The organism is Paraburkholderia phenoliruptrix (genome assembly GCF_902859825.1).
GTDB classification, from domain to species: Bacteria; Pseudomonadota; Gammaproteobacteria; order Burkholderiales; family Burkholderiaceae; genus Paraburkholderia; species Paraburkholderia phenoliruptrix.
In genome coordinates, this window is sequence record NZ_CADIKB010000033.1 from 1 (window position 1) to 24,873 (window position 24,873).

Below are 24,873 nucleotides of genomic sequence, written 5' to 3' on the forward strand. Positions count from 1 at the left end.
GGTTCTCCTTGGTTCCCTGTTCGGGAGGTTGGTCCTGGAAACCCGATTCTCTCGGATTCCACTGGCGAACCGCCGCCTTCAACCTTCAACTACGCCTGGGACATTGCCCACTGTTTTACTGCCTGGAGATGACGTGTGCTCAGATCGTAAGTGAGATTGAAGCATCGCGCTGCCGCAGCAGAGCGAAAGCCCATCGTCATGTGCCCGCCGCCTCGCTGCTATTGGGGAAACCATGGGTTCGCACCCCCATTGCGGCGCGTCGTCGCTTATGCCTTGGCCAATTCCGCAGACCTTTAGGCGCAATACGTCGATATCGCGCTTCGCGGTGCTCATTGTGCGCCCGAAACCGGCTGCAATAATACGGGCGTGCGCACAGTTGGACCGACGCGCGAGAGCCGCATGCCATCTCAGCATGCGGCGCGCCTCGCGTGGGACAGGAGACGTGATGAACAACATTCCGCCGGCAGCATACGACCACAATAATTCACGTCGGCGCGGGGCGCGTCTTGCGCTCCTGCCGCTTGCCGCGGCGGTGCTGTGCTGCGCGGCTTCATTCGATGCGCGCGCCGCGGGCGTGTTGCCCGCGGGCGGACACTTCGTCGGCGGAAACGGATCGTTCAGCAGCGACGGCACCACACTGACGATCAATCAGGGCTCGGGCCGCGGCGTGGTCGACTGGAACAGCTTTTCGATAGGCGGCGGCAACCGCGTGGTGTTTGCCAACGGCAACGGCGCGACGCTCAACCGCGTCACGGGCGGCTCGCCGTCCGCAATTCTCGGCACCCTGAGCGCGAGCGGCAGCGTCTATCTGATCAATCCGCAAGGAATCGTCGTCGGACCGCGAGGCGTCGTGTCGACAACCGGACGCTTTGTCGCGTCGACGCTTGATGTCGCCGACACCGACGCCTTCATGAACGGCCAGCCGCTCACGCTGTCGGGCAATTCGCGCGCGGGCGTGGTGAACCTCGGCACTATTGCTTCCGGCAACGGCGACGTCTTCCTCATCGCGCGGCAGGTGGCCAATACTGGCACGATCAGCGCGCCGAACGGCACCGTCGAACTGGCGGCGGGGCAGCAGGTGCTGCTGCAGGATTCGTCGTCGGGCAGGCAGGTGTTCGTGCAGCCGGGCCAGCCGGGCGCGAGCGCCGCCATCGTGAACGGCGGCCTGATTCAGGCGGCGCAGATCAGCCTGCAAGCCGTGGACGGCAACATCTATGCGCTCGCCGGCAATCACGAGGCCATTCGCGCGACGGGCACCGCCACGCGCGACGGCCACGTATGGCTCGTCGCGGCGCACGGTACGTTGCAACCAGGCGGTGTGATCGACGCAACCGGCGGTACGGTCGACATGAGCGCGGACACGCTCGCGTTTCCGCCTGGCGGCACGACGGTGCACGCCAATCAATGGAACATCGCGACACCCGCCTTCACCGTGGACGACAGCGCGGCGCGCGCGCTCTCCACGAGCCTCGGCATGGGCACTTCCGTCAACCTGCAAACCACCGGCGCGAACGGCAGTTCCGGCGACATCGACGTGAATTCGGGCATTGCATGGCAAGGCAATGCGTCGCTGACGCTCGCGGCCTATCGCAACCTGAGCATCGCACAAGGCGCAACCCTCGCGAACCAGGGCAGCGGCAACCTGACCTTGCGCGCGGATGCCGCGAGCCTCGACAACGGCGGCAGCGTCGCCAATCGCGGCGTGATCGACTGGTCGGGCAGCACGGGCCTCGTCAATGCGCTTTACGACATGAACGGAAGCTACAGCGCCGGCACCCTGCTCGGCAATCCCGCGTGGGCGGCCGCGCCCGGCAGCGGGCAGCTCACGCAGATCACGGCCTACAAGCTCGTCAACAATGTGACGGACCTGCAGAACATTGCGCAGGACCTCGCCGGCAACTACGCGCTCGGCACGGACATCGACGCGACCGGCTACACGCTCGCGCCAATCGGCAATCACGCGACGCCTTTCACCGGCCAGTTCGACGGCATGTGGCACAACGTGAACAACGCGCACATCGAGATCGCCGACTTCAGCAAGGACTACTCGTCGGGACTCTTCGGCGTGGTGGGGACGGGCGGCGTGCTGCGCGACGTAGGCGTGGAAAACGGCCATGTCAGCACGAGCTTTCTCGGCAGCGGCCTGCTGGCCGGCGTGAATCAGGGCGTGATCGCCAACGCGCACTCGAGCGGCGCCGCGATGGAGATCTACCAGGACGGCACCACATTCGGCGGACTGGTGGGGCGCAACGAAGGCAGCGTCGAGCGCTCGTGGAGCAGCGCGGCGATCTCGGGCTCGGACGCGAACGGTGGCCTCGTTGGCTACAACCTCGGGTCGATCACGCAGTCGTATGCAACGGGCAGCGTGAGCCCGGTGTTCTCGACCGGTTATGGCGGCGGGCTCGTCGGTATCAATGATGGAACCGTCAGCCAGTCATTTGCGACCGGCGCCGTGCAAACCCGCTTCATGCCGACGCACGGCGTGATTGCGTTCGGCTCCGGCACGCTCGCGCCGGACGTCTACTGGAACACGCAGACGACAGGGCAGGCCGCGAGCGGCGGCAGCCTGCCGCCGTCGAACGGGCTGACCACGGCGCAGATGAGCGACCCGGCCAATTTTGCGGGCTACGACTTCGGCCCGAACGGCGTATGGGCGATGCCGGCCGGCGCGACGCATCCTGTGTTGCGCTCGCAGCTTGCGCATTAAGCGGCGCGCTTTATTCGCGGATACACCGGCGCGCGCGCTCGCCACGCGTGGCGCAATGCCCGCTTTGTGCGTGATGGCGGCGCTACACGCTTCGGCAGTATTCGCGCAGGCCTGGCGCGACGTTGCCCCACCACCCCCGCCGCCGACGCCGCGCACTGCGCGGTCGCAACCTTCGGCGCCGGCGGAGGAGAACTCCGCGCACATCGCAGTGAGCCGGCTAGAAGGGCTGGTGTTCGAAGCCGCGGGCGCAAGCACGCCTCGGGCGGCCGCGCAGCCGGGCATCGCCGCGCACGGCCTGCCTCTACTGAACGCCGCTTTTCTGCATTCGTTCGACGGCGATCTCGGCCAGCCTCTCACCTTTGCACGCCTTGGCGAGATTCGCCGCGCCGTGGTCGAGCGGTATCGCGCCGCCGGCAAGCCGCTCGTGGATGTGTATGTGCCCGAGCAGGACGTGAGTGCCGGCGTCGTGCATATCGCGGTCGCGGAGTTTCAGTTGGGAGAGGTGCGCACGAGCGGCAACCGCTATTTCTCCGACGACCTGCTCAAACGCGAGATGCCGCTCCAGCCGGGCGGTCCGATTCTGCAGTCCGAGGTGTCGCTGGGTCTCGCCGTGCTCAACGCGAATCCGTACCGTCGCGTGGATGCGGTTTTCGCGCCGGGCCAGGCCGCCAATTCAACCGACGTGATCCTGCAGACCGACGACCGTCTGCCATGGCGTGTGAACGCAGGGTACGACAACGCCGGCGTGCGCGAACTCGGCCGCGACCGCTTCTTCGCCGGCATCGACTATGGCAATCTGTTCGGGCTCGATCAGCACGTCGCGTATCAATTCACGGCGAGTAACGATTTCTTCAGCGGCAATCCGGACATTGAGGGGCGCCCGAACCGCGCGCGCTTCATGGCCCACGCGCTCAGCTACATCGCGCCGCTGCCGTGGCACGACAGCATCGAACTGTTCGGCGTCTACGCGCAAAGCACGCCGCGTCTGCCGGACAGTTACGGGCAAACCGGCACCTCCGCGCAGCTCAGCGTGCGCTACGACTGGCGTTTGCCGGCGACAGGCGAGACTGCGCAACTCGTGCAGTTCGGCTACGACTTCAAACGCAGCAACAACGATCTGGAGTTCGGCGGCTTTCAGGTGTTCAACTCGAACACGCACGTGCATCAATTCGTGCTCGCATACGATCTGAGCCAGCCGGACGATAGAGGCGCGACGCATGCATCCGCGATGCTCGTGGCCAGTCCTGGCGGGCTGGACGGCTCCAATACCGATAGCGCTTTTCGCGCCGCGCGGCAAGGCGCGACGGCCCGCTACGCGTATCTGCAACTCGCCGCGCAGCGCGCGTTTGCGCTGGGCGGCGGCTTTACGTTGACCGGGCGAGGCACCTTCCAGTGGACGCCGAATACGTTGTTGCCGAGCGAGGAAATGGGCCTCGGCGGAGAGTCGAGCGTGCGAGGCTATGAACCGTATGTCGTGTTAGGCGATCGCGGCTGGAACGTGCAGGCCGAATTGCGCGCGCCTGCTTTGCCGTTCGGCGCGAGCAGCGCGGCCGCGCAGCCTTTCGTGTTCGTCGACGCCGGCCATGTGTGGAACCGTATCGATCAGCCTGCGGAGGCGAGCCACGGGTCGCTCGTCAGCATCGGCGCGGGCTTGCGTTTCCAATGGTCGCGCTTCGTGGATGTTCGCTGCACCTATGGCGTGCCGCTGCGCGCGCCGACGCCCGGTGGATCGAAGGCGCCCATGGTACTGCTCTATGTTTCGATAGGCAGCTAGCTCAAGTGCCCACAACACGTTAGATATGTTTGAAGACGCTGCTCGCGAGCTTGCGCAGTTCGTCGAACTGGGTGACAAGTTCAAGGCATAGAACGAAGGCCAGCATCGCGGAAGGTCCAGGGTAGCGTTCGACCCATCGCAGTAGCGGCGCTGCGTACAGCGCGCGAACGGCCTCACGTGTCATGACATAAGCGATGGCGATGCCGATTGCGGCGCCGACGAGCAGGTCCGTTGGATAGTGAAAGCCGAGATAGGCGCGCGGAAGGCAGATAAAAAGCACGGTGTACGCCAACGCGAGCAGACCGATTCGCTTCCACACCAGAAAGATGCCTGTGGCGATTGCCATCCACAGCATGGCGTGGTCGCTCGGGAATGAGCTCCACGACGTCAGCAGCGCGTCTTTCGACACGCTGGTCGGAAAGTGCAGATTCAGTTCGTGGCTGTAGACGGGCCGTACTCTGAACGGCAACCAGTGCGTCAACGCGCGTCCGACGAACAGCGCGACGAGGCCGCTGAGTACCGTCGCAATGACCATTTCGCGGCGCCATTTCGTTCGCTCACCTGATTGAAACCACATCCACCACAATACGGGAATAAGCAGCAGACCCTTGAAGGTGTACAGATCGGCGACTGTTTCAATGGCGTGGGTCGTGAAGAACCCGAAATGAATGTTTGAAAGATACGTTTCGATTGTTGTATCAAAGCTATTCATTCTTTTGTGGGTATTTAAGACTTGTAGTAAAGGGCTGAAGCCGTCTCCCTGTGTTGCGGCTGCTGCGTCGTGCAGCAGATTCTCGACAAAACGGCTACTGGTTAGTGTACCTGATCACTAATGATCGACGATTTTTCACTAGATGTCCCGCTCGCCTGGCTGCGCCCGGCACGATGTGCCATCGCCGCAGAGGCCCGGTTTTCATGCGTCAGGCGTGGCGTGCAATGCGTGTACGCGCTGCCGCCGGACCTGTCACGCGTTTTGCTGTATCTACTGTTCACGAACGACGGCGCGTGTGCGACGCGCGTCACGCACTGTTCGACGCCCATTCCGAACTTAAAAACGTATTTAACGTGGCGCATCAGAATCAGGGCCAACAACAGCAGGCGCTCGCGCGTGCGGAGGTGATCCGCATCATTCGCGAGTCCGAGGATCCGCAGCGATAGGTGGTGTGCGTGCACGGCGCACGCAATGGCGCGGTCCATGCAATGCGCGACCAGCTTCGGCAAACCGCGGCGACGTATGCGAACTTCAAGGCAGTGGTCTACTACGAAAACCCATTGCCGGGCGATGTAGCGGGCCAGGACTACGACCGCGCCGGCTTCATCGATCTAAACGAACCCCGCGACCTGATTCTGCTGCCGGACGCGGATTACTATGTGTGCGGCCCGATTCAATTCATGCGCCTGCAGCACGATGCATTGCGCAATGGACATTCCCGAAACGCGGATTCACTACGAGGTCTTCGGCCCTGATCTGTTTGAGGACTGAAAATGCCGTGGTGCGTTGAGCCCTTATTTCAAGTGTCTAGGCGGCCAGTTGCTTGTGGAAGAAGGTGGTGCCGCAAAAGCGGCCATCGGGCATCAACGCATAATTCGGCACTTCGCCCACGCGTTGCCATCCTGCGCGCTCGTAGAGCCGCTCGGCGTCGCCTCCCGTGACCGTGTCGAGCACGAGCACAGATTTGCCGGCGCGTCGCGCTTCGTCGTCCACGGCGGCCATGAGCCGCGCGGCAACGCCCTGACGTCTCGCTTCACGGTGCACGAGCATCTTCGCGACATCCGCGCGATGGGGCTGATTCTCTGGCTGCGCCGTGATGAGCTGCACCGTGCCGACGAGCTTGCCGTCGGGATATTCGGCGACGAGCAGTATTCGCTCGTCGCGGATCACGCCATCGGCGACGTGTTGCCAGAATTGCCGCGCGGTGTCTTTCGAAATCGGCAACATGAAGCTGACCGACGCGCCGCCCTCCACGCAATCGATCAGCAGCTCGGCGAGCGGTTCCACGTAACGTCTTGCCTCGTCGGCAGTGATGCGCCGCACCGCTATCGTTTCAGTCATCTTTTGCTCCATGAGTCGAAAGGGCATGCTGGATCGTGCTGCAAGGCATCGCGCACAGCGTTCCTCACCGCCGACGAAAACCAATCAATCGCTCGTCGTCTTTCGATGATGCTCGGGCGCTTTTGCGGATGCGAAATATGTCTGCAACGCCGGGGCCGAGCGGTCGCTCAACGAGCAGATTCGTGCGAGCCAGTCTGCTTCGGCGGGCCATTCGCCTTCCACCACGCGCGGATAAATCTGGCGCAGAAACTGATGCAGCGCCCGGGCGCCGATATTGCCGCTGACGCCGAGCAGCACGTGCAGCGCCTCCCGCGTCGAATCGAGGTCGCGCGCCGCAACGCTCGTCGCGAGCGTCGCCACGGTCGAGCGAATCTGCTCGATGCCATTCAGGAACGTCTGGTCGAGCAGGTCAAGCGCGACCAGTTCCTGAAGATGCTTCTCGTCGAGCAGCGGACCTTCGCCGAGCGGCATGGACTTGCCGGCCGGCAACGCGCCCTCGTGTGACGAAGCTGCGTCTGCAGACAGATGTTGTGCCCGATGCCGAGCGAACTGCCGCGCGAGCGCCGCATACAGCGCGCCGATCTGCGCGGGCTTCGTCATCACTTCGTTCATGCCGGCGGCGAGGCACCGTTCCACCGCCTCCATGTCGGTCTGGCTCGTCAACGCGATGATCGGCACGCTCGCGTACGCATCGGAACGCGCGCGGATGAGCGACGTGGTCTCCACGCCGCCCATACCGGGCATGTTCATGTCGATCACGATCGCGTCGATTGCGGCGCCTTCCTGCAGCCGGGCGAGCACAGCCGGCCCATGTTCGGCCTCCACCACTGTTGCACCGAATCGTTCGAGATAGCCTTTCGCGACGAGCCTGCTGTACGTGTCGTCGTCGGCGAGCAGGATCGTCTTGCCGGCAAAGCCGTCGAAGCGCTGGCTGCGTCCATGCTGATGACCGTTCTCAAACAGCTTGCGCAGCACGCCGATCAACTCGACGATGCTCGCCGATTTGCTGACGAACTCATCCATGCCGGCGCGGCGTGCCAGAACCCGCGCCACGTTGCCGGGCTCCGCCGTGTACGCGACAACGATCACATCGCAGTTCGGATTGCGCCGATCGGCACGAATGCGCTCGGTGGCCGTGTAGCCGTCCAGTCCTGGCATGTTGATGTCCATCAGCACCACGTCCCACGCCTGCCGCTCGCCGAGCGCGGCGAGCGCCGCCTCGCCGTCGGCCGCTTCGCGAGGAAGCGCGCCTGCCTTCGACAACGCGCGCTGAACGCGCTTGCGCTGATCCGCATCGTTGTCGACAACGAGGATACGCTTGCCTTGAAGGAACGGCGCGGCGTGTTCGAACACTTCCTGCTCGTGGCGTGCGACCTCGGCTTCGGAGACGGGCGGAAACTCCAGCGTGAACTGCGTGAATTGGCCGACTTCGGAGCGACACCGGATACTGCCGCCGAACGCGCGCATCGCGCGCTGACAGTAAGCGAGCCCGAGCCCGGTGCCGGCTGAATTGCCTGCCGTGCGGAACGGCTCGAAAAGATGCGGCAACATCTCGGGCGCAATACCGGGGCCGGTGTCGTGAACGATCACCGTGTGCCGATCCACCGTGAGTGTGAGCGTGGCCGAAGGGTGCGCGGCAATGTGGTGAAGCGCGTTCTTGATCAGATTGAAAAGCGTGAACAGATAGACGGTTTCATCAACCTTGAAGGTGAAATCTTCCAGCACCGCGAGTCTTACGCGGGCGCGCTCGTTCTGGTCGCCGAACCCGTATTCCTCGAGCGCCTTGCGCGTGGCCGCCGCCGCGCTGACATACGTGAATTGATCGGAGCGGATGGCTTTGGCGCTCACTTCGTCGAGCGTCATGGCGATGATGCGCAAGCCGCGCTCAATGGAGAGCTGGCCGTGCGCCAGATGCCGGTACAGCAGCGCGGTTCGCCGCTGCGACGCGGCCGGCGACGCGTGGTGGTCGATGGCGGCCGGCAGTGCTTCTTCCACTCTGTCCAGAACATGCTTGAGCTGGCTGAGGGGATTGCGCATTTCATGAGCGATGGAGCCCGCGAGCGCGCGCAGCGCGCCCGTGCGCGCCTGGGCGACGATTCCCTTCAGATTGCTGTATGAGAACGTGATGCCCGCGCAAATGCCGAAGGTGAAAACCGGCAGATAAGTGTAGAGAAAGAGATGCGCATCCACATGAAGAGCTTGCGGAATGACGATGCGGGCGCACAACACGGCAGCGCCGATGCCGAGCGCCAGATTGAGTGACAATGCAACGAACGATGGAAAGATGGCGATCAGAAAGAAGACCATGCCGAGCTCGGCCATCGACCAGAGCATCGAATAGTCACCCGCCAGCAGATAGTAAGTGAAGAAAAACGGTAGCGTGTAGGCTACCGTTGCGAAGTAATACCAGGGCAGGAGGCGCGCTACCGGAGCGGGCCAGAAACGGCGCAACAGCAGCAACGCGCAGCTTGCGGTGCCGACAACGCGCATCAGTGCGTTCTCATTCGGTTGCGGATCCACAAAGGTCCACCAGAACCAGTACACCGGATGTCCCAGCGTGCCGATCAACCCCACAGCCAGCACGCTGTAGTCAGATACTTTGGCAGCTTCGGACACCACCCGGTTGAGATAGCGGATGCCCCCTGAAATGGCTTTCATGTCGCGTTTTGAATTTATTGACGTGGCCTCAGAACCTGAAGCTGCTAACGTTGAATGACATGCCGGCACTGCCGACCCAGCACAGCACTCTGTCTCCCCGCTTCAATTCGCCGTTGTCTTTTGCCATGGCAATGGCGGCGGGAATGGAGGCCGACACGAGATTCCCCGTCTCCGGATAGATGTGATACATCTTGTCCTGAATGCCCACCTTTTCTCCATAGCCGTGCCACGCCGCCTTGGAAGACGCGTGGGTAAAGACAATGTCGATATCTTTCTTCGGAATCGGCAGTTTAGCGAGTACGGCGGAGAGTTCGTCGGAATTCTTGTGAAGCTCGTGGCCGAACGATGTAAAACGCATGTCGCCGTTTTTCCCGATCCGCTCCGACGGGTGGCAATACCCTTCATAGCCGGGAATCGGAATCGTGCAGAGGTCGGAAACCTCGGGCTTTCCGCGAAAGGCAAAGCTGAAGTTCTCCGGCTCCTTCGCAACGAGCAGCGTGGCGGTGGCCGCCTCTCCGATCGTGAACGACGGCAATGTGTATTCGATTTGCGCCTGATTCTTCAACGCAAAATTCCCCGGGTAGAGTGGACCGCCTGCCAGCATATTGAATTCGGCATTCACGATCATAGCGTTTCTGTACTGACCGCACTTGAACAAACTGTCGATAATCGACATGGCGCGGGTCCAGCTCATGCACGCGTCCACCACGTCGAAGCATTCCGCATTGATGAAACCGAGCGTGCTCGCCATCATGTGGCTATTGCCCGGCTCAAGAAAGCCTCTGCCGATGCCGACATAAATAAACAGCTCGATGTGCTCGGGCCGCAAATAGGTTTCCGACAACGCCTTGCGCGTGGCCATGGCGACATGGTCGATGGGCGACTCGTGGCTGTCGCACCAGCGCCGGTTGACGAGCCCGCTTCGATCGAGCAGCGTCTTGATGGTGCGAATGCCCCGGTCGATGTCGCCTTCATAGCCGGTGGAATGAAACCGGATCATATCGGCGACTTCGTCATTGGTGACGACTCTGGAAGGCAGGCTGACGGCCACGTTCTTGATAAGCATAAACAATCCATTAAAGAGGGTTTATTGGTGGAGGGAGTCTCGTTCGCGCACGTAGCGCGCGCCTGTCATCCGGCGCCCGCTTTTACGGCGCTCGTACATTAACGCGTCCACCGCAACTGGCGAAATACCGTCGCCCCAGGTTGGATCATTTGATCGACGTGAAAAGCGGCATTCGGCTAGAACCGCTCGATCATCCCCAATTGCACGCCGCGAACCGGCGCGCCGGGATAGGCCGTCGGCAGGCCGGTTACGTTGACGCCGCGCAGTGTGAAGGTGGCGTCGCCATGGTTGCGCAGCATCGCGCCGCTCGCGTAGAGCGTGAGTTTCGGCGAGAGGTCGTATTCGCACGCCACGCTGAACTGGTCGGCGTTGTCGTCGCCGCCCGAGCGATCGCGGGCATACGCATAGCCCAGCGAAGCCCGCAGGCGCGGCGAGAACGCGTAGCGCACGGAGACCGACAGACCGTCGTCGTGATAGCGCGGCGCACCCCCGTCGCCGTTGAAAAACGACACATAGGCGGTGGCTTTGTCGAAGCGGTACGACACACCGCCCAGGTTTGCGCGCAAGGTCGTGCCGCCATGCGTCTGCTGATGCGCGTAGGCAATGCGCAGCGGCCCATTGCGGTACGCAAACGTTTCATAGTCGCCGGAAAGGCCGTTGCCGTTGCCGCTGTCGCGCAGCGCGACCATCACGGTCGTGGTGAAGCCGTGAAAGTCGGGCGACAGATAGGCGATGCCGTTATCCGTGTACGGCGTGATCTTCGAGAGGTTGTTGAGCCCCGAGGCGATGGTGCCTGCGCCGAAGGCGTCGAGCTGCCCCTTGAACGGGATGTAGATCGGCGAGTACTGGCGGCCCACGCGAACTTCGCCCCACGGCGCGCCGACGCCGATCCACGCCTGGCGATTGAAGATCGTGCCCGCGGTCGAGAAGGTGCCGTCGGCCGAGCTGAAGCCGTTTTCGAGCTCGAACAGAAGACGCGTGTCCGAATCCAGTTGCTCGGCGCCGCGCAGGCCGATTCTCGAACCGCGGTACGCACCCGAGTCGAGGCGCGGCGTCCAGGAAGAGCCGGGATTCGTGACTTCGATACTCGTGTCGAGCGAGCCGTATAGCGTGACAGTGCCCTGTGCACGAACGGCCGGCGCGGCGAACCAGCAGGAGCCCGCCATGACGACACTTAGGACGAGCCGCGCGGGATAGCGGTTGCGTGAACGAAAGGCCTCAGTCAGGCGCATCGAATCCTTTTGATGGAATAGCCGATACACAAAGAAAAATGAAAGCGACGGCTTGCGCGCGTTGGGCAGCCGCCGCTCGACATGATAGCTGCGGTGGCCAATGCGTGATGCACTGGATACTCGACGTTGCGCGATTTGCACGCGCGGAGAGTTCTGCGACGCCCTCGTCGGCCTATTTTCCCCATCGAATCGTTATGGCCGAAGTCTTGGAGAACGATAAAGCCACAGGCTTTCGGCGGCAGTTTCTTTTATGCGGCATGCATTAACTCTGCTGACATCTGTCCATTCGCCAATAAGCGACCCGCTCTAAACAAAGATATTCGTTTATGTCAACACTCAAGATTTTCGCTCTGCTGCCGTTTAACCCGGTGCGCGATTTTGCGCGGGCCTATCGAGAGTTGAACAACCATTTTGCGGACTTGAATCTCCGCACGCTCAAACTACAAAATGAAAATGAAACAAAAACTCCCTTTGATTATGTCGTTGCTGGGTTCATTCGCGCTTGCCGCATGCGGCGGAGGCGGGGGCGGCAGTTCTTCGACCACTCAGGCCGCTGCGCCGGCCGCGAGTGCGCCGTCGGCACCGTCCCCGGCATCCACGCCGACCGTGACGGGCGAGGCACTGCCGAGCCTCGCATCGCCGCAGGCGGGGTCGACCGCGGCGACGGGCAACGGATTCGAAGGCATCTGGACGGACACGACGTCGTCGCGCGTCACGGCGATGATCGATCCGGCGAACAACATCTCCTACCTGAGCGGCCTGTTCTCGTTCGTCACGTCCACCTTCTTCGGCGCCGCGACCACGGCTGCGCCGAACTGGACGCTCACCAGCGGCTTCGAAGTCATGAGCAACCTGCGCTACACCGCCACGGCGGGTAGCGGGACGTATGCCGCGAATCAAACCCTGACCGGCAGCTATGTCGCGAACGGCAGTACGGTGAATCTGTCGTTGAAATATGATCCGGCGAACGCACTGGCCGTCTCGCAGTCGAGCGTCACCGGCACGTGGGCGCAGAACTCGACCACACTCACTGTCGACGACGCCGGCGGTGTCACCGGCAACATTCTCGGCTGCGCGGTCTCGGGCACGCTGACGTTGACCACGCCGGGCTCCAGCAAGAACCTCTATACGCTGACGATGACGGGCACTACGAGCACCTGCACGCTCGCCTCGGGCGTGACGTACACGGGCAACGCGGCGATCACGTTCCTGCCGGTCACCGGCAGCACCACGCTGTACCAGCGCTCGATCATCTATCTGATCAAGGCAACCGATAACTCGGTGATCGCCTACGGGCAATTGACGAAGCACTAAGCCGTTCCCGGGCCACCGCAGGCATGACTTTGCTGTGGCCCCTCGTCCCCTGTTTTTCCGCGTTACTCCATTATTCAAGCGTCGCCTATATTCGTAATAGGGCTAGCGACCGCGCACACGGCCCCTCGTCGCGCCGTCATCACGCCGTCACGCCGCGGCAACGCACCGCTGCCGACCTGAAGCCAGGCCGAACCGGCCTCATCGCGCGATTTGGCCCCCGCCCCCACCGATAGGACGGCGCATGGCTCTTTGCTGGCCCTACAATAAGCGCCTTAACAGTTGACTGAACGTGCATCGGCGATAATTCTTATCTGGGAGGCACGACAGTCCGCTGACGCGGCCGACGATCTCTTCGTCGTCGTGGACAAGAAGTGGCGCATCTACCGTGCGCGCGCCGTTACGCATCGGGCCAAGCCGGCAATGGGTTTTCCGCCGCTGCTGCAGACCGACGTCGGCGCGAGCGACGAGCGGGCGGTTCCGCTGCCGCTTTCGCGCCAACCGGCGAGTCCCGCGCAGCGCAACTTCTCTTACGCGGAACTGCATCAGCGCGCGCTCGAAACGTATTCGCCGCCGAGCGTGATTATCGACCGCGAATCGAACGTGGTGCATCTGTCGGACAACGCGGGGCGCTTCTTGCGGCATGTCGGCGGCGAGTTGTCCAGCAACATCATGACGCTCGTGCTGCCCGACCTGAGGCTCGACCTGCGCACGGCCATTTTCCGGGCACTGCAGACGCGCACGAGCGTCGAAGCTCGCCGCGTGAAATGGGTGCACGACGGCCAGGTTTCATGGATCAACATGACGGTGCGGCCGTTTCACGACGCCGTGGCCAACGCAGAGTTTCTCCTGATCGTATTCGACGAAGTTGCCGGCCACATGACCGACGAAGAACAGGCCGAAGCGACCGGCCAGGACCCTGTGCTCGCGCAGCTGGAGCAGGAGTTGCAACACAGCCGCGAATAACTGGCGACGATCATCGAGCAGTACGAAACGTCAGTGGAAGAACTGAAGGCGTCGAACGAGGAACTGCAGGCGATCAACGAAGAACTGCGCTCCACGAGCGAAGAGCTCGAAAGCAGCAAGGAGGAGTTGCAGTCGGTCAACGAGGAGTTGACCACCGCGAACGCGGAGATGCAGGCGCGAATCGAAGACACGGCCAAAGCCAACGACGATTTGCACAACGTCATCGCGTCGAGCGAAATGGCCACGGTGTTCGTGGACAAGGAAATGAGGGTCAAGCGGTTCACGCCGAACGCGACGGCCATTTTCAATCTGATCGACTCCGACCTCGGGCGCTCGCTGTTCCACATCACGCATACGCTGCGCTATCCGACGCTCGCCGACGACGTCAGGCAGTCGTTCCAGTCTCTGCGGCTGACCGAGCGCGAGATTCAGAGCGAGGCCGGCCGCTGGTATCTGATGCGGCTCCTGCCTTATCGCACGGCGGACGATCATATCGACGGCGCGGTGATCACGCTGATCGACATCACCGACCGTCACGAAGCCGAAGAAGCCGCGCGGGCGGGCGAGCGGCGCCTGCGCCTCGTCGCGCAATCGACGAAAGACTACGCGATCGTGATTCAGGATTCCGCCGGAACGATTGTGAGCTGGAACGCGGGCGCCGAACGGATTTTCGGCTATTCGGAAGGCGAAGTGGTCGGCCAGAACATCGAGCTGATCTACGAGCACAACGACCGCCAGGCGCTGCGGCCCGCGCAGGAGCGCGACATCGCCGCGAAGGAAGGCCGCGCCGACGACGAGCGCTGGCACCGCACGAAAGACGGCCGCCGCATCTTGTGCAGCGGTGTGGTGACGCCGATTGTCGATACGTCATTTAACGGCTTCGCGAAGATTCTGCGCGATCTGACGGCGCGCAAACAGCGCGAGGACGCGAGCCGCGAAGCGCTCGCCCGCGAGCAGGCGGCGCGCGAGCAGGCGCTGAGCGCGAACCAGTTGAAGGACGAGGTCATCGCCGTGCTGTCGCACGAGTTGAAACATCCGCTCAATCTGATCGGCGTGAAGGCGGAAATGCTTCCGCGCTTGCCGGAAGTGCGCCACCTGCCTGCCGTGTGGGACGCGGCTGCGTCCATCCGGCACGCGGTGCGCAGCCAGGCGCAGATCATCGACGATCTGCTCGATCTCTCGCAAATCCAGACCGGCAAGCTCGCGCTCGAAGTCTCGCGGGTCGATCTCGCGGCTTTGATCGCGGATATCGCCGACACCTGCGAGGAAGACGCGCACGCCCGCGGCGTCGCGCTGCAGGTCGAGGTTGCAGACGAGCCGGCCATCACGCTGGCCGACCCGGTTCGTTGCGAGCAGATTCTCTGGAACCTGCTGTCCAACGCCATGAAGTTCACCGATTCCGGCGGACGCGTGGAGGTGCGTCTGTCGCGCGACGGCCGCATGCTGCGTCTTGAAGTCACCGACAGCGGCCAGGGCATCGAGCCGGCCACGCTGCCTTACATCTTCGATACGTTCCGCCAGACGCCGCGCGGCCGCAGTCGCGGCGGTCTCGGCATCGGCCTTGCGCTCGTGAGGCAGCTTGTCGAGATGCACGGCGGCCATGTCAAGGCGGAGTCGGAGGGTCCGGGCCACGGCACCAGAATGACGGTATGGCTGCCCGCCATGGAAGACGAGCGCGGGCAGTTGCGCGACGCCATCGGCAAGCACCGTACTATCGCCGGCTTGCACATCCTGCTGGTGGAGGACGATGCGGAAACGGCTACCTCGCTGACCGCGCTGCTCGAGCTCGAAGGAGCGCGCGTCAGGACCGCCGGCGACGGTCTGGAGGCGCTGCGGATGCTGGCGGAGGAACCGGTCGACGCGGTCGTGTCCGACATCGGCATGCCGCACATGGACGGCTACGAGCTGATGCGCAAGATCAGGTCCGATCCGGCCGTCAGCGGTGTTCGCGCGATTGCGCTGACCGGGCGGAACCGGCACGACGAGGTCCGGGCCGCGCATGAGGCGGGATTCAACGCTCATCTGGCGAAGCCGCTCGAATTCCAGCAACTGCTGGATGAGCTCGGCGCCCTGACGCCGGGCGGTCGAAGCGCAGCCGGGCGATGTTCTCCACAATAGCTTCGCGGTGCACGGCGAACTGCACGAGCGTCGCCCGCATCGCCGCGAGCAGCGCCTCGGCCCGCTCCTTTTCAATGCCCGCAGGCAACGACGCGGCCAGTGCCTGCTGATGCTCGATACGGCGCGTCGCCTCGGCGATATGTACGTCGGCCTGGCGCAAATTGATCAGTTCTTCGGATAGCTTCACGATTGCCTCCCGCGTTGCATGCCCTCGCAAAACCTGTCGCGCCTGTGCCGTTCAGGTCTGGAAATTGCGCCGATGCGACGAAGGAGGCCTTATGGCTCATCGCGACATTGTAGTTATCGGAGCATCGCGTGGCGCGCTTCCCGTGCTTAGAAAGCTGGTAGCAGGCCTTACTCCTGATCTTGACGCAACTGTTTGTATCGTGCTGCACATCGGCCGACATCACAGCATACTGCCGGAACTGCTCTCACGCGCGGGCCCGCTGAGGGCAAGCCATCCGCAGCAAGGCGAGCGGATGGAGCGAGGCAGAATCTACGTCGCGCCGCCCGATCGACACATGGTGGTGCGCGACGGCCAATTCCGGCTGCTCGATACGGCGGCTGAAAACTTTGCGCGTCCGGCGGCGGATCCGTTGTTCCGCTCCGCCGCCGCCGAATACCGCAAACGTGTGGTGGGCGTCGTGCTGAGCGGCGATCTCGACGACGGCGCCGCGGGTCTCGCCGCCATTCGCGCGCGCGGCGGATATGCGCTGGTGCAGCGCCCCGACGACGCCGAGGCGCCTTCCATGCCGCGCAGCGCGCTCGCTGCGGCGGGCGCGGACGCCGTCGCGAGTCCTGACGATCTGCCACAGGTTCTTCATGCCGCGGTGCGGGGAGCCGAGCCGCGCGAGGAGCGTCCCATGACCAATCGGCCGGACCTTGATCGAGAGGCACAGCTCGGCGAAAGCCTGACTGTCTTGCCGGAGCAACTGGATGAGATCGGTGAGCGCTCGGCGCTCACATGCCCGAGTTGTAACGGCGTCCTGCGGCGAATGCACGACGAGCGGCCGTTGCGTTACCGCTGCCACACGGGGCACGCGTTCTCGTCACTGACGCTCGAAGAGGCGAGCGAGCAGAGCGTGGACGACGCCATCTGGAGCGCTATTCGCGCGGTGCATGAGCGGATCATCTTCGCGCGCGAACGGCAGCGCTGGGCCGAGCGCGCCGGCAACGACGTGGAGATGGCGCTCGAACAGGCTCGCATCGACGAAAACGAGAAGCTGGCCGAGATCCTGCGCAGCGCCACGCGCGCGCAGGAGCCCTGAGGCACAATTGGCTGTCCGCCTGCTAAGAGGTACGAAATGAAGATTGCGACGAAGGTAGCGCCGATTCTGGCGGCGTCGATCGTCTTGCTCGCGGGCTGTGTTGCCGGCGGCATGCAGCGAGGCGCGCAGACGCACCTGAGCCCCACGCAATGCCGCGACCTCACCGACATCAGAAACAAGGCGCCCGTCACGCACGAGCGCAGCATGAGCGAACTGGCGGCGCTCGAGATGGCGGGCTACCACCCGGAGTGGCGCTTCGATCCCTACTATCCGGCGGATCTGGAGGCGGCGCAGCGGCAAGTGGATTTCTGGTATCGGACGGAGTGCCCGCAAGCGCCGCGGTAAGCGCCCTCGGCGCCCCCCGCCGCGCTGCTCGCCGCATTCATCGCTGCGGTCGAGTCCGGCACCGGCCCATGCTTTCGAGAGGCGCTGCCCGCGCCGGTGCCGTCACGCCGCGACGCCTGGCTTACAGGCCGCTCACCGTCTTGACCGTCACCCACTGGCCGTTCTTGACCTGATACAGCGTGGACGAGCCGTTCTTCAGCGAGCCGTTCGCGTTGAACTCGATATGCCCGGTAATGCCATCAAAGCTGATGCCTTGCAGCTTCGCGCGATAGTCGTCCGGTTTCGTCGAGTTGGCTGCCTGCATCGCCTTGATGGCGGTCCACGCCGCGTCATAGCCGAACGGTGCATACGAAAGCACGTCCTCGCCGAACTTCTGCTTGAAGCGCTCGGCGAACTTCGCGCCTACGGGCGTGCTGTCGAGCGGCCGGCCGTATTCCCATGCCATTGCGCCTTCCGAGACGTTCCCGGCGAGCTTGATGAAGTCGACGTCCTTCACGCCGCCGCCGCCCACGTACTGCGCTTTGAGGCCGAGCTGGTTCATCTGCTTCATGATGCCTGCCGCCTGCGGATTCAGGGCGCCGACGAAAATCAGGTCGGGGTTCTTGCTCTTGAGGTTCGTGAGCTGCGTCTTGAAGTCCGTCGCCTGATTGGTCGTGTATTCGCGGTCGATGATGTCGCCGCCGTGCGCCTTCACCGCCTTCACGAACTCATCGGCTTCGCCTTGACCGAACGCCGTGCGATCGTCGATCACGGCGATGCGCTTGGCCTTCGTCGTGGTGACGGCATAGGCGCCCGCGGTGCCCGCGTTTTGCGCGTCGCTCGAGATCACCATGAAGACGTTCTTGTAGCCGCGGTTGCTGATGACCGGATTGGTCGCCGCCGGATCGATGACCGGCAGGCCCGCCTTTTCGTAGAGATCCGAAGCGGGAATCGTCGTGCCGGAGTTGAAGTGGCCGACGACGACGGACACGCCTTCGTCCACCAGCTTTTGCGCGACCTGCACGCCGACGCGCGGGTCGGCCTGATCGTCTTCGGCAACGAGCTGGAACGACACGGGCTGGCCGTTGATCTTGATGCCTTGCGCCTTGGCGTCGTCGAGCGCCATTTTGACGCCGTTTTCCAGGTCTTTTCCATAACTGGCGTTGGGCCCGGTGAGCGGCGCGGCAAAGCCGATTTTTACAACCGTATCCGCGCGAGAGGCGAGTGGTGCAACTGCGAGAAGTGCTCCAACTGCAACCGCGATAGGGGTGAAAGTCTTCGCAAAACGCATGTTGTTTCCTTTGTCGGCAAGCATGAGGTCACTGCTATGGCGTGCATGCCGGTGGGCTCGTCCGCAGTTCAAGCTCTGCGGCGCGGAGGCGGCCGGTGCACGGCTCTTGTTCGCATGGACTGCGGGTTGGGCTCCTTGTGAATAGACGTGGGTATCGAGCAAATGTGTCCGGAGGGGAAACGTCGCGATGCGCAGCAGCAGGAAAGCGGCAACGTTCCTGCTCCGCGCCTTCGGCGAGCGACCCCATCCGCATTACGGCACAGCAGCGTAGACCGAGGCAATCAGGACAAACACCCCCTGTGGCGTGCGACATCCCAGTCGCGGCAGTATCATGAATGAGCGCGTCCACGCGACACATCGTCGGCCGGCAGGCGCTGTGCATGCGGGCCGCAAGGATGCGCTAGCAGGGAGACGTGCATGGCTAAGCGAATCCGACTATCCATCGTGGCGGTGGGTCTCGCTTGCGCGGGATGCCTCGCGGGCATGAACGCAGCGCAGGCGAGCGACCGCCTCCTGAAGCTGCTGCAGTTGCAGACCTTACGTCGCATGGCGCCCGATGCCGCCCCTGCGAAAAAGAACAGTGCCGGCGACGATACGAAGCGCCAGGATCAGGGAACGGACAACCGGCCGCCGCCCACCCAGCCCTACAATCGCGGCGCACCCGACAACAGTGCGCCGGCGCGCAAGCCGTAGCGATGTGCGGGCGCTCCCGGCGGCGTCTGGAGAGCCGCTCCATCATGGCGACGCGTCCACGCCGAGCGCTTGCGCCGCCTTGCGCTGATAACCGCCTGTCGCGAGCAACAGGCTGCGCGAGTAGTCGCTCTGCACCTGCTGTGCGCGAACACTTTCAATAGGCAGTTCCTCGACGATCTCTCCATTGCGCATGATCGCCACGCGCGAGCACAGAAAGCCGACCACCGCCAGATTGTGACTGACCAAAATCATGGTCAGATTGCGTTCGCGATGCAGGCGCTTCAGCAGGTTGAGAATCTCGGCTTGCACGGAAACGTCGAGCGCGGACGTCGGTTCGTCGAGCAGCACGACGCGCGGCTCGACAATCAACGCCCGCGCGATGGCGACCCGCTGCCGTTGTCCGCCCGACAGTTGATGCGGATAGCGAAAACGGAATGAAGGATCGAGGCCCACTTCACGCAGGGCATTGAGAATGCGCGTTTCCTGTTCGCCCATCCGGTTGATGTTGAGCGGTTCGCGCAGCGTCTGGTCGACCGTGAAGCGCGGATGCAGCGAGCCGTAGGGGTCCTGAAAGACCATCTGCACGTGGCGTGCGCGCGCGTCGCGATCCGGGCCGGCGATATGCACCGAGCCCTCCGAAACAGGCGCGAGTCCGCTCAGCGCGCGAAGAATGGTCGACTTGCCCGAGCCCGATTCGCCCACGAGGCCGAAGACCTCGCCCGCCGCGACCTGAAAGCTGGCGGCGCGCACTGCATCGACGGAGCCGGCGGCTGTCCTGAAGCGCACAGTCAGTGCATCGACGCGGATCATCGCGGCACTCCTTGCTGCCCGGCAGGCTCGTTGAACCACGCGGCGTCGCGCGACAGCACAGGCAATTCGGCGGGCGGGTCGACGAGCGGCGGATTGGCGGCAAGCAGCCCGCGCGTATACGGATGCTGCGCGTTCACGAGATCGCGCGCGGCACAGGTTTCGACGACGCGGCCCGCGTACATCACCACCACGCGGTCGCAGAACGACATGACGAGCGGCAGGTCGTGACTGATGAAAATGAGGCCGGTCTGATGCCTTTCGATCATTTCATCGAGCAGGGCCAGCACTTGCATCGAGACCAGTACATCGAGCGCGCTCGTCGGTTCGTCGGCGATCAGCAGGCGCGGGCCGGTGGACACCATCATCGCGATCATCACGCGTTGCCCCATGCCGCCCGACAACTCGTGCGGATACGAGCGCGCAACGCGTTCCGGCTGGCGAATGTGCACCGACTCGAGCGCACTCGCGATCTTTTCCCGCATCGCACGGCGGCCGAGCTTCGGCTCGTGCAGCGCGAACGCTTCGCGCATCTGCTGCTCGACGGTCATGACGGGGTTGAGCGAATACTTCGGATCCTGCAGAACCATGCCCATTTGCGAGCCGCAGAAACGGCGCCGCCGCGCGGCCGGCATGGCGAGCATGTCCTGCCCGTCAAAGCGCAGCGCTCGGGCGCTGCAATGCGCGGCGGGCGGCAAGAGACCCAGCAGCGCGCGGCCCGTGAGCGATTTGCCCGAACCCGATTCGCCGACGATGCCGAGCCGCTCGCCTTTTTTCAGCGTCAGCGACAGGCCGCGTACCGCTTCATTCAGCGTGCCGTCGTGCGCGCGAAAGGCAATGCGCAGATCGTCGATTTCACACAGTGGAGCGTCCATGTCAGTCTCCATGGCGCGGATCGAACACGTCGCGCAATCCGTCGCCGAGCAGGTTGAACGCGAGGCTCACGAGCAGAATCGCAAAGCCCGGAAGTGTGGCGACCCACCACGAATCGAGCAGCACGTTGCGGCCGGAAGCGACCATGAAGCCCCATTCGGGACTCGGCGGTTGTGCGCCGAGCCCAAGAAAGCCGAGACCGGCGACGGTCAGAATGATGCCGGCCATGTCGAGCGTAGCCCGCACGATCACCGACGACATGCAGAGCGGCATTACATAGCGCAGCAAAATGCGCAGATTCGACGCGCCTTGCAGACGCGCAACCTGGATGAAGTCGGCCTGCACGAGCCGCAAGGTCTCGGCACGCGCAAGACGGGCGTACGCGGGCCACGCGGTGATGGAGATGGCGATGACGGCATTGATCACGCCCGGTCCCAGCGCCGCGGCGAAGGCGAGCGCGAGCACGATCTTCGGAAAGGCGAGCGCGATGTCGGTGATGCGCATCAGCACGTTATCGACCCAGCCGCCGAAGAAGCCCGCGGTGGTGCCTATCATGAGGCCGATCGGCACCACCACGACGACCACGAGTATCGCTATCGACAGCGTAAGGCGCGAACCGTAGATGATGCGCGAGAGAATATCGCGCCCGAGCTGGTCGGTGCCGAGCCAGTGCGAAGCGGAGCCGGGCGGCAGCAGCCGGTCCGACAGCACCTGACGCAGCGGGTCGTGCGGCGCGATCCACGGTCCGATCGCCGCGACGATCACAAGCACCAGCAGAATCGCAAAGCCGAACACGGAAAGCGGATTGCCCGCGAACCGCCGCCAGCGTCGATAGGCGAGGCCCAGCGCGGCCTGCTTGCGCGACGCGGGCGTGCCCGTGAGCAGCCACGCTTTCCACGTGGGACGCGGGGCGTTCATCGGCCAGTCCTGCGTCGAACGTTCAAGAGGAGGGCGCACGTGAATAGTCTCCGTTGCATCAGCGGGCGCGCGGATCGAACACGCGATAGAGCGCGTCGGTCAGCAGATTCAACGCGATAAAAGTGGCGCCGATTACGAGCGTGCTGCCGAGCACGGCGTTCATGTCGGCGTTGAGCAGCGCGCCCGTCAGATACGAGCCGATGCCCGGCCACGCGAACACGATCTCGGTCAGCACAGAGCCTTCCAGCAGGTAGCTATATGAGAGCGCGATCACCGTCAGCAGCGGCACGGCGATATTGCCGAACGCGTGCACCCACACCACGCGTCGCTCGGGAACGCCCTTCGCGCGCGCCGTCGTGATGTACTCCTGATTCAACTGATCGAGCATGAACGAGCGCGTCATCCGGCTCAGATACGCGACCGAGTAATAGCCGAGTATCGTGGCGGGCAGCGCGATATGCGAGAGCGCATTGAAGAACACATCCCATTCGCCGGCCATCAGCGAATCGAGGAGCAGGCTCCCCGTGCGCGAGTCCACCATGCCGTCGAACACGGGGTCCAGCCTGCCGGGCCCCGACACCCAATGCAGCTTCGCATAGAACAGCAACAGCCCCATCAGACCGAGCCAGAACACAGGCACGGAACTGCCGATCAGTCCCACGAAGCGCGCCACGTGATCGATCCAGCGGTTGTGGCGCGTGGCGGCGACGACGCCGAGCGGCACGCCGACCAGCACGCCGCCGATGGTCGCCAGCGTGGCCAGCTCGAGCGTGGCTGGAAAGACGCGCCGGATGTCGTCGAGCACCGGATTAGCCGTGAGCAGCGAGACGCCCAGGTCGCCGTGCAATACCGCATTCACATAAATCAGGAATTGCTCGGCAAGCGGCTTGTCGAGACCGAGCTGCACGCGCGCGGCCGCATAGGCGCTTGCCGAAGCGCGATCGCCGAGTATCGCGAGCACGGGATCGATCGGCACCTTGCGACCGATGACGAAGGTTACCGCAAGCAGTCCGATGAAGGTCACGGCGAGCGTCAGCACCCAGCGCAGCACGCGCAGCGTCCAGCGCACGCTGGCGCGCCGCGCGGACGCTGCACGAATGCGGTCGATAGGAGTCGGAATGGTCGACATGGTCAGCGCGCCGCGAGACGCTTACTGCTTTTTCACGTGCAGATACGAAACCAGGTCGTTGATCGGGCCGACTTCGAGCCCGGACACGCCTGGCCGCATGGCGACCTGCGAGACCTGCTGGAACATGATGACGAACGGCGAACGCGCAAGCATTTCCTTTTGCATCGTCTGATAAAGCTCCGCGCGCTTCGTGGTGGACGACTCGGCAAGCGCGGCGTTGGTCTCTTTCGTGAGATCAGGAATGTCCCACGAATTGCGCCATGCGAGCATCTTGTAGGAGGACTTGTCGGAGTTGTCCGGATTCCACGCGAAGCCCTGCGCGTTGCTGTGCGGGTCGATATAGTCGGCGGACCATTCGCCGATATAGATGTCATGCTGGCGCGCGCGATACTTCGCGAGCGTCTGCTTGTTGTCGCCCGGAACGATCTCGACCTTGATGCCGCCTTGCGCCAGATTGGCCTGCACCGCCTGGGCGATCTCGTTGTACGGATAGGCGCTGCGCACGTCCATGGTCACGCTGAAGCCGTTGGGCAAACCCGCCTTGGCCAGCAGCGCTTTCGCCTTGGCAACGTCCTGATGATACGGGTTGCTGTTAAGTGCGCCGAGAAAGCCTTCGGGCAAGAACGTCTGATGAACCTTGTAGGTCGTCTTCACGACATTCGTCTGAATGCCGTTGTAATCGATCAGCCACTTCATCGCTTCCTGTACTTCCGGCTTCGCAAGATTAGGATTCTTGACGTTCAGGCCGAGGTACAGCAAGGTGGCTTGCGGCACGGCGTTTACGTGCGCCTTGTTCGCCTTCGTCAAGGCCGCAAGGTCGTCGGGGCTCAGGTTGCGCGCTACGTCGGCGTCGCCGTTTTCAAGTAGCAAGCGTTGGCTCGACGCCTCGGGCACGTGGCGCAGCACGATGCGTTTCATCGCGAGCGGCATGCGGTAATCGTCATATTTCTGCAGAATCAGGCTGTCGTTGGCGGTCCATTTGACGAGCTTGTAGGCACCCGAGCCGGCCTCGTTCGTGCGCAGCCATTCATTGCCGAAGTCATTGCCCTTCTGGTGCGACATCAGCAGCTTCTTGTCGAGCACCGAGGCGGGCCACGCGCCGAGCACATTCAGCACGAATGTGGGCGCATATTTCTGATCGGTCGTAATGCTGACCGTGGAGTCGTCGATCTTGCGGACTTTCTGCAGCGCATTGTCCTTGGTGAGGCCAATGCCTTGCAGCACGGCGGCGGCGCCTTTGTCGAGCAGCACACAACGCTGTATCGACCATGCGACGTCGTCGGCCGAGAGCGGATTGCCGGAATGGAACTTGAGGCCCGAGCGGATCTTGAAGGTGAACGTGAGTCCGTCTGGGCTCACGCTCCACGATTGCGCGACATCGCCGTTGAATTTCGACGGGTCTTTCAGGTCCACGCGCACGAGGCGGTCATAGGTGTTCGCCACATATTCTTCGGGCACGAGTTCGTAGACTTCGCCGGGATCGAGCGTCGAGAATTCGTCGAGCGTCGTGGCAATGACAAGCATGTCTTTCGGCGTCGCGGCGAGCGCGCTGCCTGTCATCGTGACGGAAAAGGTCAGCGCGGACACGACCGCGACTGCTGCCAGCGCATTGCGCAAAACCAGATTCATACTTGCTCCGAATGTAAAGGAAGACAACCTGCAAACGGACAGCCAGGAACCCATCA

General features: G+C 63.3%; 19 protein-coding genes and 2 pseudogenes. 8 read left to right on the plus strand and 13 right to left on the minus strand.

Features of this window, described 5'->3' with window-relative positions:
* Positions 1 to 445 precede the first annotated feature (445 nt).
* Together HV711_RS25160 and HV711_RS25165 are read left to right on the plus strand one after the other, a co-directional pair.
* Entirely contained in the window at positions 446 to 2,707 is a 2,262-nt protein-coding gene (locus HV711_RS25160; RefSeq protein ID WP_035477509.1) for a two-partner secretion domain-containing protein, read from the plus strand.
* A 55-nt stretch (positions 2,708 to 2,762) separates the two neighbouring features.
* Entirely contained in the window at positions 2,763 to 4,481 is a 1,719-nt protein-coding gene (locus tag HV711_RS25165) for a ShlB/FhaC/HecB family hemolysin secretion/activation protein (protein WP_035477511.1), read from the plus strand.
* A gap of 19 nt (positions 4,482 to 4,500) precedes the next feature.
* Here the strand turns inward: HV711_RS25165 and HV711_RS25170 are convergent, their stop codons facing one another.
* Positions 4,501 to 5,193, minus strand: coding sequence for a phosphatase PAP2 family protein (locus HV711_RS25170; protein WP_035477513.1), 693 nt, complete (start codon positions 5,191 to 5,193; stop codon positions 4,501 to 4,503).
* A 101-nt stretch (positions 5,194 to 5,294) separates the two neighbouring features.
* Entirely contained in the window at positions 5,295 to 5,678 is a 384-nt protein-coding gene (locus HV711_RS25175) for a hypothetical protein (RefSeq protein ID WP_175145298.1), read from the minus strand.
* Here HV711_RS25175 and HV711_RS25180 point away from each other — a divergent pair.
* Positions 5,640 to 5,964 (plus strand): annotated as a pseudogene (locus tag HV711_RS25180) (nitric oxide dioxygenase); the annotation flags it as partial. The gene HV711_RS25175 and the pseudogene HV711_RS25180 sit on opposite strands and share 39 nt — an antisense overlap.
* A 36-nt stretch (positions 5,965 to 6,000) precedes the next feature.
* On the opposite strand, the gene HV711_RS25185 reads toward HV711_RS25180, so the two are convergent.
* From HV711_RS25185 to HV711_RS25200, 4 genes are all read right to left on the minus strand, one after another.
* Positions 6,001 to 6,534, minus strand: coding sequence for a GNAT family N-acetyltransferase (locus HV711_RS25185; RefSeq protein ID WP_035477515.1), 534 nt, complete (start codon positions 6,532 to 6,534; stop codon positions 6,001 to 6,003).
* An 84-nt stretch (positions 6,535 to 6,618) separates the two neighbouring features.
* The gene (locus HV711_RS25190; protein ID WP_035477517.1) at positions 6,619 to 9,192 is read right to left on the minus strand and encodes an ATP-binding response regulator; all 2,574 of its coding nucleotides are present in this window, start codon (positions 9,190 to 9,192) and stop codon (positions 6,619 to 6,621) included.
* A 28-nt stretch (positions 9,193 to 9,220) separates the two neighbouring features.
* Entirely contained in the window at positions 9,221 to 10,258 is a 1,038-nt protein-coding gene (locus HV711_RS25195) for a 3-oxoacyl-[acyl-carrier-protein] synthase III C-terminal domain-containing protein (RefSeq protein ID WP_014972441.1), read from the minus strand.
* Positions 10,259 to 10,434: 176 nt separating this feature from the next.
* On the minus strand, positions 10,435 to 11,490 hold the full coding sequence (locus HV711_RS25200) for a porin (RefSeq protein ID WP_035477562.1): 1,056 nt from the start codon (positions 11,488 to 11,490) through the stop codon (positions 10,435 to 10,437).
* A gap of 447 nt (positions 11,491 to 11,937) precedes the next feature.
* Here HV711_RS25200 and HV711_RS25205 point away from each other — a divergent pair, with 447 nt between their 5' ends.
* A complete protein-coding gene (locus tag HV711_RS25205; protein ID WP_035477519.1) occupies positions 11,938 to 12,804 on the plus strand; it encodes a hypothetical protein in 867 nt (288 codons plus the stop codon).
* Between the two features lie 324 nt (positions 12,805 to 13,128).
* A pseudogene (locus tag HV711_RS25210) lies at positions 13,129 to 15,885 on the plus strand (PAS domain S-box protein); the annotation flags it as partial.
* Here HV711_RS25210 and HV711_RS33990 read toward each other — a convergent pair.
* Complete coding sequence (locus tag HV711_RS33990) at positions 15,779 to 16,072, minus strand: hypothetical protein (RefSeq protein ID WP_175145302.1); 294 nt, start codon at positions 16,070 to 16,072, stop codon at positions 15,779 to 15,781. The pseudogene HV711_RS25210 and the gene HV711_RS33990 sit on opposite strands and share 107 nt — an antisense overlap.
* A gap of 91 nt (positions 16,073 to 16,163) precedes the next feature.
* On the opposite strand from HV711_RS33990, the gene HV711_RS25220 reads away from it, so the two are divergent.
* Together HV711_RS25220 and HV711_RS25225 are read left to right on the plus strand one after the other, a co-directional pair.
* Positions 16,164 to 17,153 (plus strand): chemotaxis protein CheB, encoded by a 990-nt coding sequence (locus HV711_RS25220; protein WP_035477521.1) that lies wholly within the window; start codon positions 16,164 to 16,166, stop codon positions 17,151 to 17,153.
* Positions 17,154 to 17,189: 36 nt separating this feature from the next.
* Positions 17,190 to 17,498 carry a DUF4148 domain-containing protein gene (locus HV711_RS25225; RefSeq protein WP_035477523.1) on the plus strand — a complete coding sequence of 103 codons (309 nt, stop codon included), beginning with the start codon at positions 17,190 to 17,192 and terminating at the stop codon, positions 17,496 to 17,498.
* Positions 17,499 to 17,619: 121 nt separating this feature from the next.
* On the opposite strand, the gene HV711_RS25230 is transcribed toward HV711_RS25225, so the two are convergent.
* Positions 17,620 to 18,768, minus strand: a complete 1,149-nt coding sequence (locus tag HV711_RS25230) for a branched-chain amino acid ABC transporter substrate-binding protein (RefSeq protein ID WP_013590997.1) — start codon at positions 18,766 to 18,768, stop codon at positions 17,620 to 17,622.
* Between the two features lie 417 nt (positions 18,769 to 19,185).
* Here HV711_RS25230 and HV711_RS25235 point away from each other — a divergent pair, with 417 nt between their 5' ends.
* A complete protein-coding gene (locus tag HV711_RS25235) occupies positions 19,186 to 19,461 on the plus strand; it encodes a hypothetical protein (protein ID WP_028359618.1) in 276 nt (91 codons plus the stop codon).
* A 42-nt stretch (positions 19,462 to 19,503) separates the two neighbouring features.
* On the opposite strand, the gene HV711_RS25240 is transcribed toward HV711_RS25235, so the two are convergent.
* The 5 genes from HV711_RS25240 to HV711_RS25260 are packed head-to-tail and all read right to left on the minus strand — an operon-like array spanning position 19,504 to position 24,817.
* Positions 19,504 to 20,271, minus strand: coding sequence for an ABC transporter ATP-binding protein (locus tag HV711_RS25240; RefSeq protein WP_013590995.1), 768 nt, complete (start codon positions 20,269 to 20,271; stop codon positions 19,504 to 19,506).
* Positions 20,268 to 21,143 (minus strand): ABC transporter ATP-binding protein, encoded by an 876-nt coding sequence (locus tag HV711_RS25245; RefSeq protein ID WP_175145304.1) that lies wholly within the window; start codon positions 21,141 to 21,143, stop codon positions 20,268 to 20,270. The genes HV711_RS25240 and HV711_RS25245 overlap by 4 nt, the downstream gene beginning before the upstream one ends.
* A gap of 1 nt (position 21,144) precedes the next feature.
* Positions 21,145 to 22,059, minus strand: a complete 915-nt coding sequence (gene nikC / locus HV711_RS25250) for a nickel transporter permease (RefSeq protein ID WP_014972431.1) — start codon at positions 22,057 to 22,059, stop codon at positions 21,145 to 21,147.
* A gap of 58 nt (positions 22,060 to 22,117) precedes the next feature.
* Positions 22,118 to 23,188 carry an ABC transporter permease gene (locus HV711_RS25255; RefSeq protein ID WP_035477526.1) on the minus strand — a complete coding sequence of 357 codons (1,071 nt, stop codon included), beginning with the start codon at positions 23,186 to 23,188 and terminating at the stop codon, positions 22,118 to 22,120.
* Between the two features lie 21 nt (positions 23,189 to 23,209).
* Complete coding sequence (locus tag HV711_RS25260; RefSeq protein WP_035477527.1) at positions 23,210 to 24,817, minus strand: ABC transporter substrate-binding protein; 1,608 nt, start codon at positions 24,815 to 24,817, stop codon at positions 23,210 to 23,212.
* Positions 24,818 to 24,873 lie beyond the last annotated feature (56 nt).

Coding starts and splice junctions, on each gene's coding strand:
- HV711_RS25160 (WP_035477509.1), top strand. CDS start 446: ATGAACAACATTCCGCCGGCAGCATACGACCACAATAATTCACGTCGG.
- HV711_RS25165 (WP_035477511.1), top strand. CDS start 2,763: ATGCCCGCTTTGTGCGTGATGGCGGCGCTACACGCTTCGGCAGTATTC.
- HV711_RS25170 (WP_035477513.1), bottom strand. CDS start 5,193: ATGAATAGCTTTGATACAACAATCGAAACGTATCTTTCAAACATTCAT.
- HV711_RS25175 (WP_175145298.1), bottom strand. CDS start 5,678: ATGGACCGCGCCATTGCGTGCGCCGTGCACGCACACCACCTATCGCTG.
- HV711_RS25185 (WP_035477515.1), bottom strand. CDS start 6,534: ATGACTGAAACGATAGCGGTGCGGCGCATCACTGCCGACGAGGCAAGA.
- HV711_RS25190 (WP_035477517.1), bottom strand. CDS start 9,192: ATGAAAGCCATTTCAGGGGGCATCCGCTATCTCAACCGGGTGGTGTCC.
- HV711_RS25195 (WP_014972441.1), bottom strand. CDS start 10,258: ATGCTTATCAAGAACGTGGCCGTCAGCCTGCCTTCCAGAGTCGTCACC.
- HV711_RS25200 (WP_035477562.1), bottom strand. CDS start 11,490: ATGCGCCTGACTGAGGCCTTTCGTTCACGCAACCGCTATCCCGCGCGG.
- HV711_RS25205 (WP_035477519.1), top strand. CDS start 11,938: ATGAAAATGAAACAAAAACTCCCTTTGATTATGTCGTTGCTGGGTTCA.
- HV711_RS25220 (WP_035477521.1), top strand. CDS start 16,164: ATGGCTCATCGCGACATTGTAGTTATCGGAGCATCGCGTGGCGCGCTT.
- HV711_RS25225 (WP_035477523.1), top strand. CDS start 17,190: ATGAAGATTGCGACGAAGGTAGCGCCGATTCTGGCGGCGTCGATCGTC.
- HV711_RS25230 (WP_013590997.1), bottom strand. CDS start 18,768: ATGCGTTTTGCGAAGACTTTCACCCCTATCGCGGTTGCAGTTGGAGCA.
- HV711_RS25235 (WP_028359618.1), top strand. CDS start 19,186: ATGGCTAAGCGAATCCGACTATCCATCGTGGCGGTGGGTCTCGCTTGC.
- HV711_RS25240 (WP_013590995.1), bottom strand. CDS start 20,271: ATGATCCGCGTCGATGCACTGACTGTGCGCTTCAGGACAGCCGCCGGC.
- HV711_RS25245 (WP_175145304.1), bottom strand. CDS start 21,143: ATGGACGCTCCACTGTGTGAAATCGACGATCTGCGCATTGCCTTTCGC.
- nikC (WP_014972431.1), bottom strand. CDS start 22,059: ATGAACGCCCCGCGTCCCACGTGGAAAGCGTGGCTGCTCACGGGCACG.
- HV711_RS25255 (WP_035477526.1), bottom strand. CDS start 23,188: ATGTCGACCATTCCGACTCCTATCGACCGCATTCGTGCAGCGTCCGCG.
- HV711_RS25260 (WP_035477527.1), bottom strand. CDS start 24,817: ATGAATCTGGTTTTGCGCAATGCGCTGGCAGCAGTCGCGGTCGTGTCC.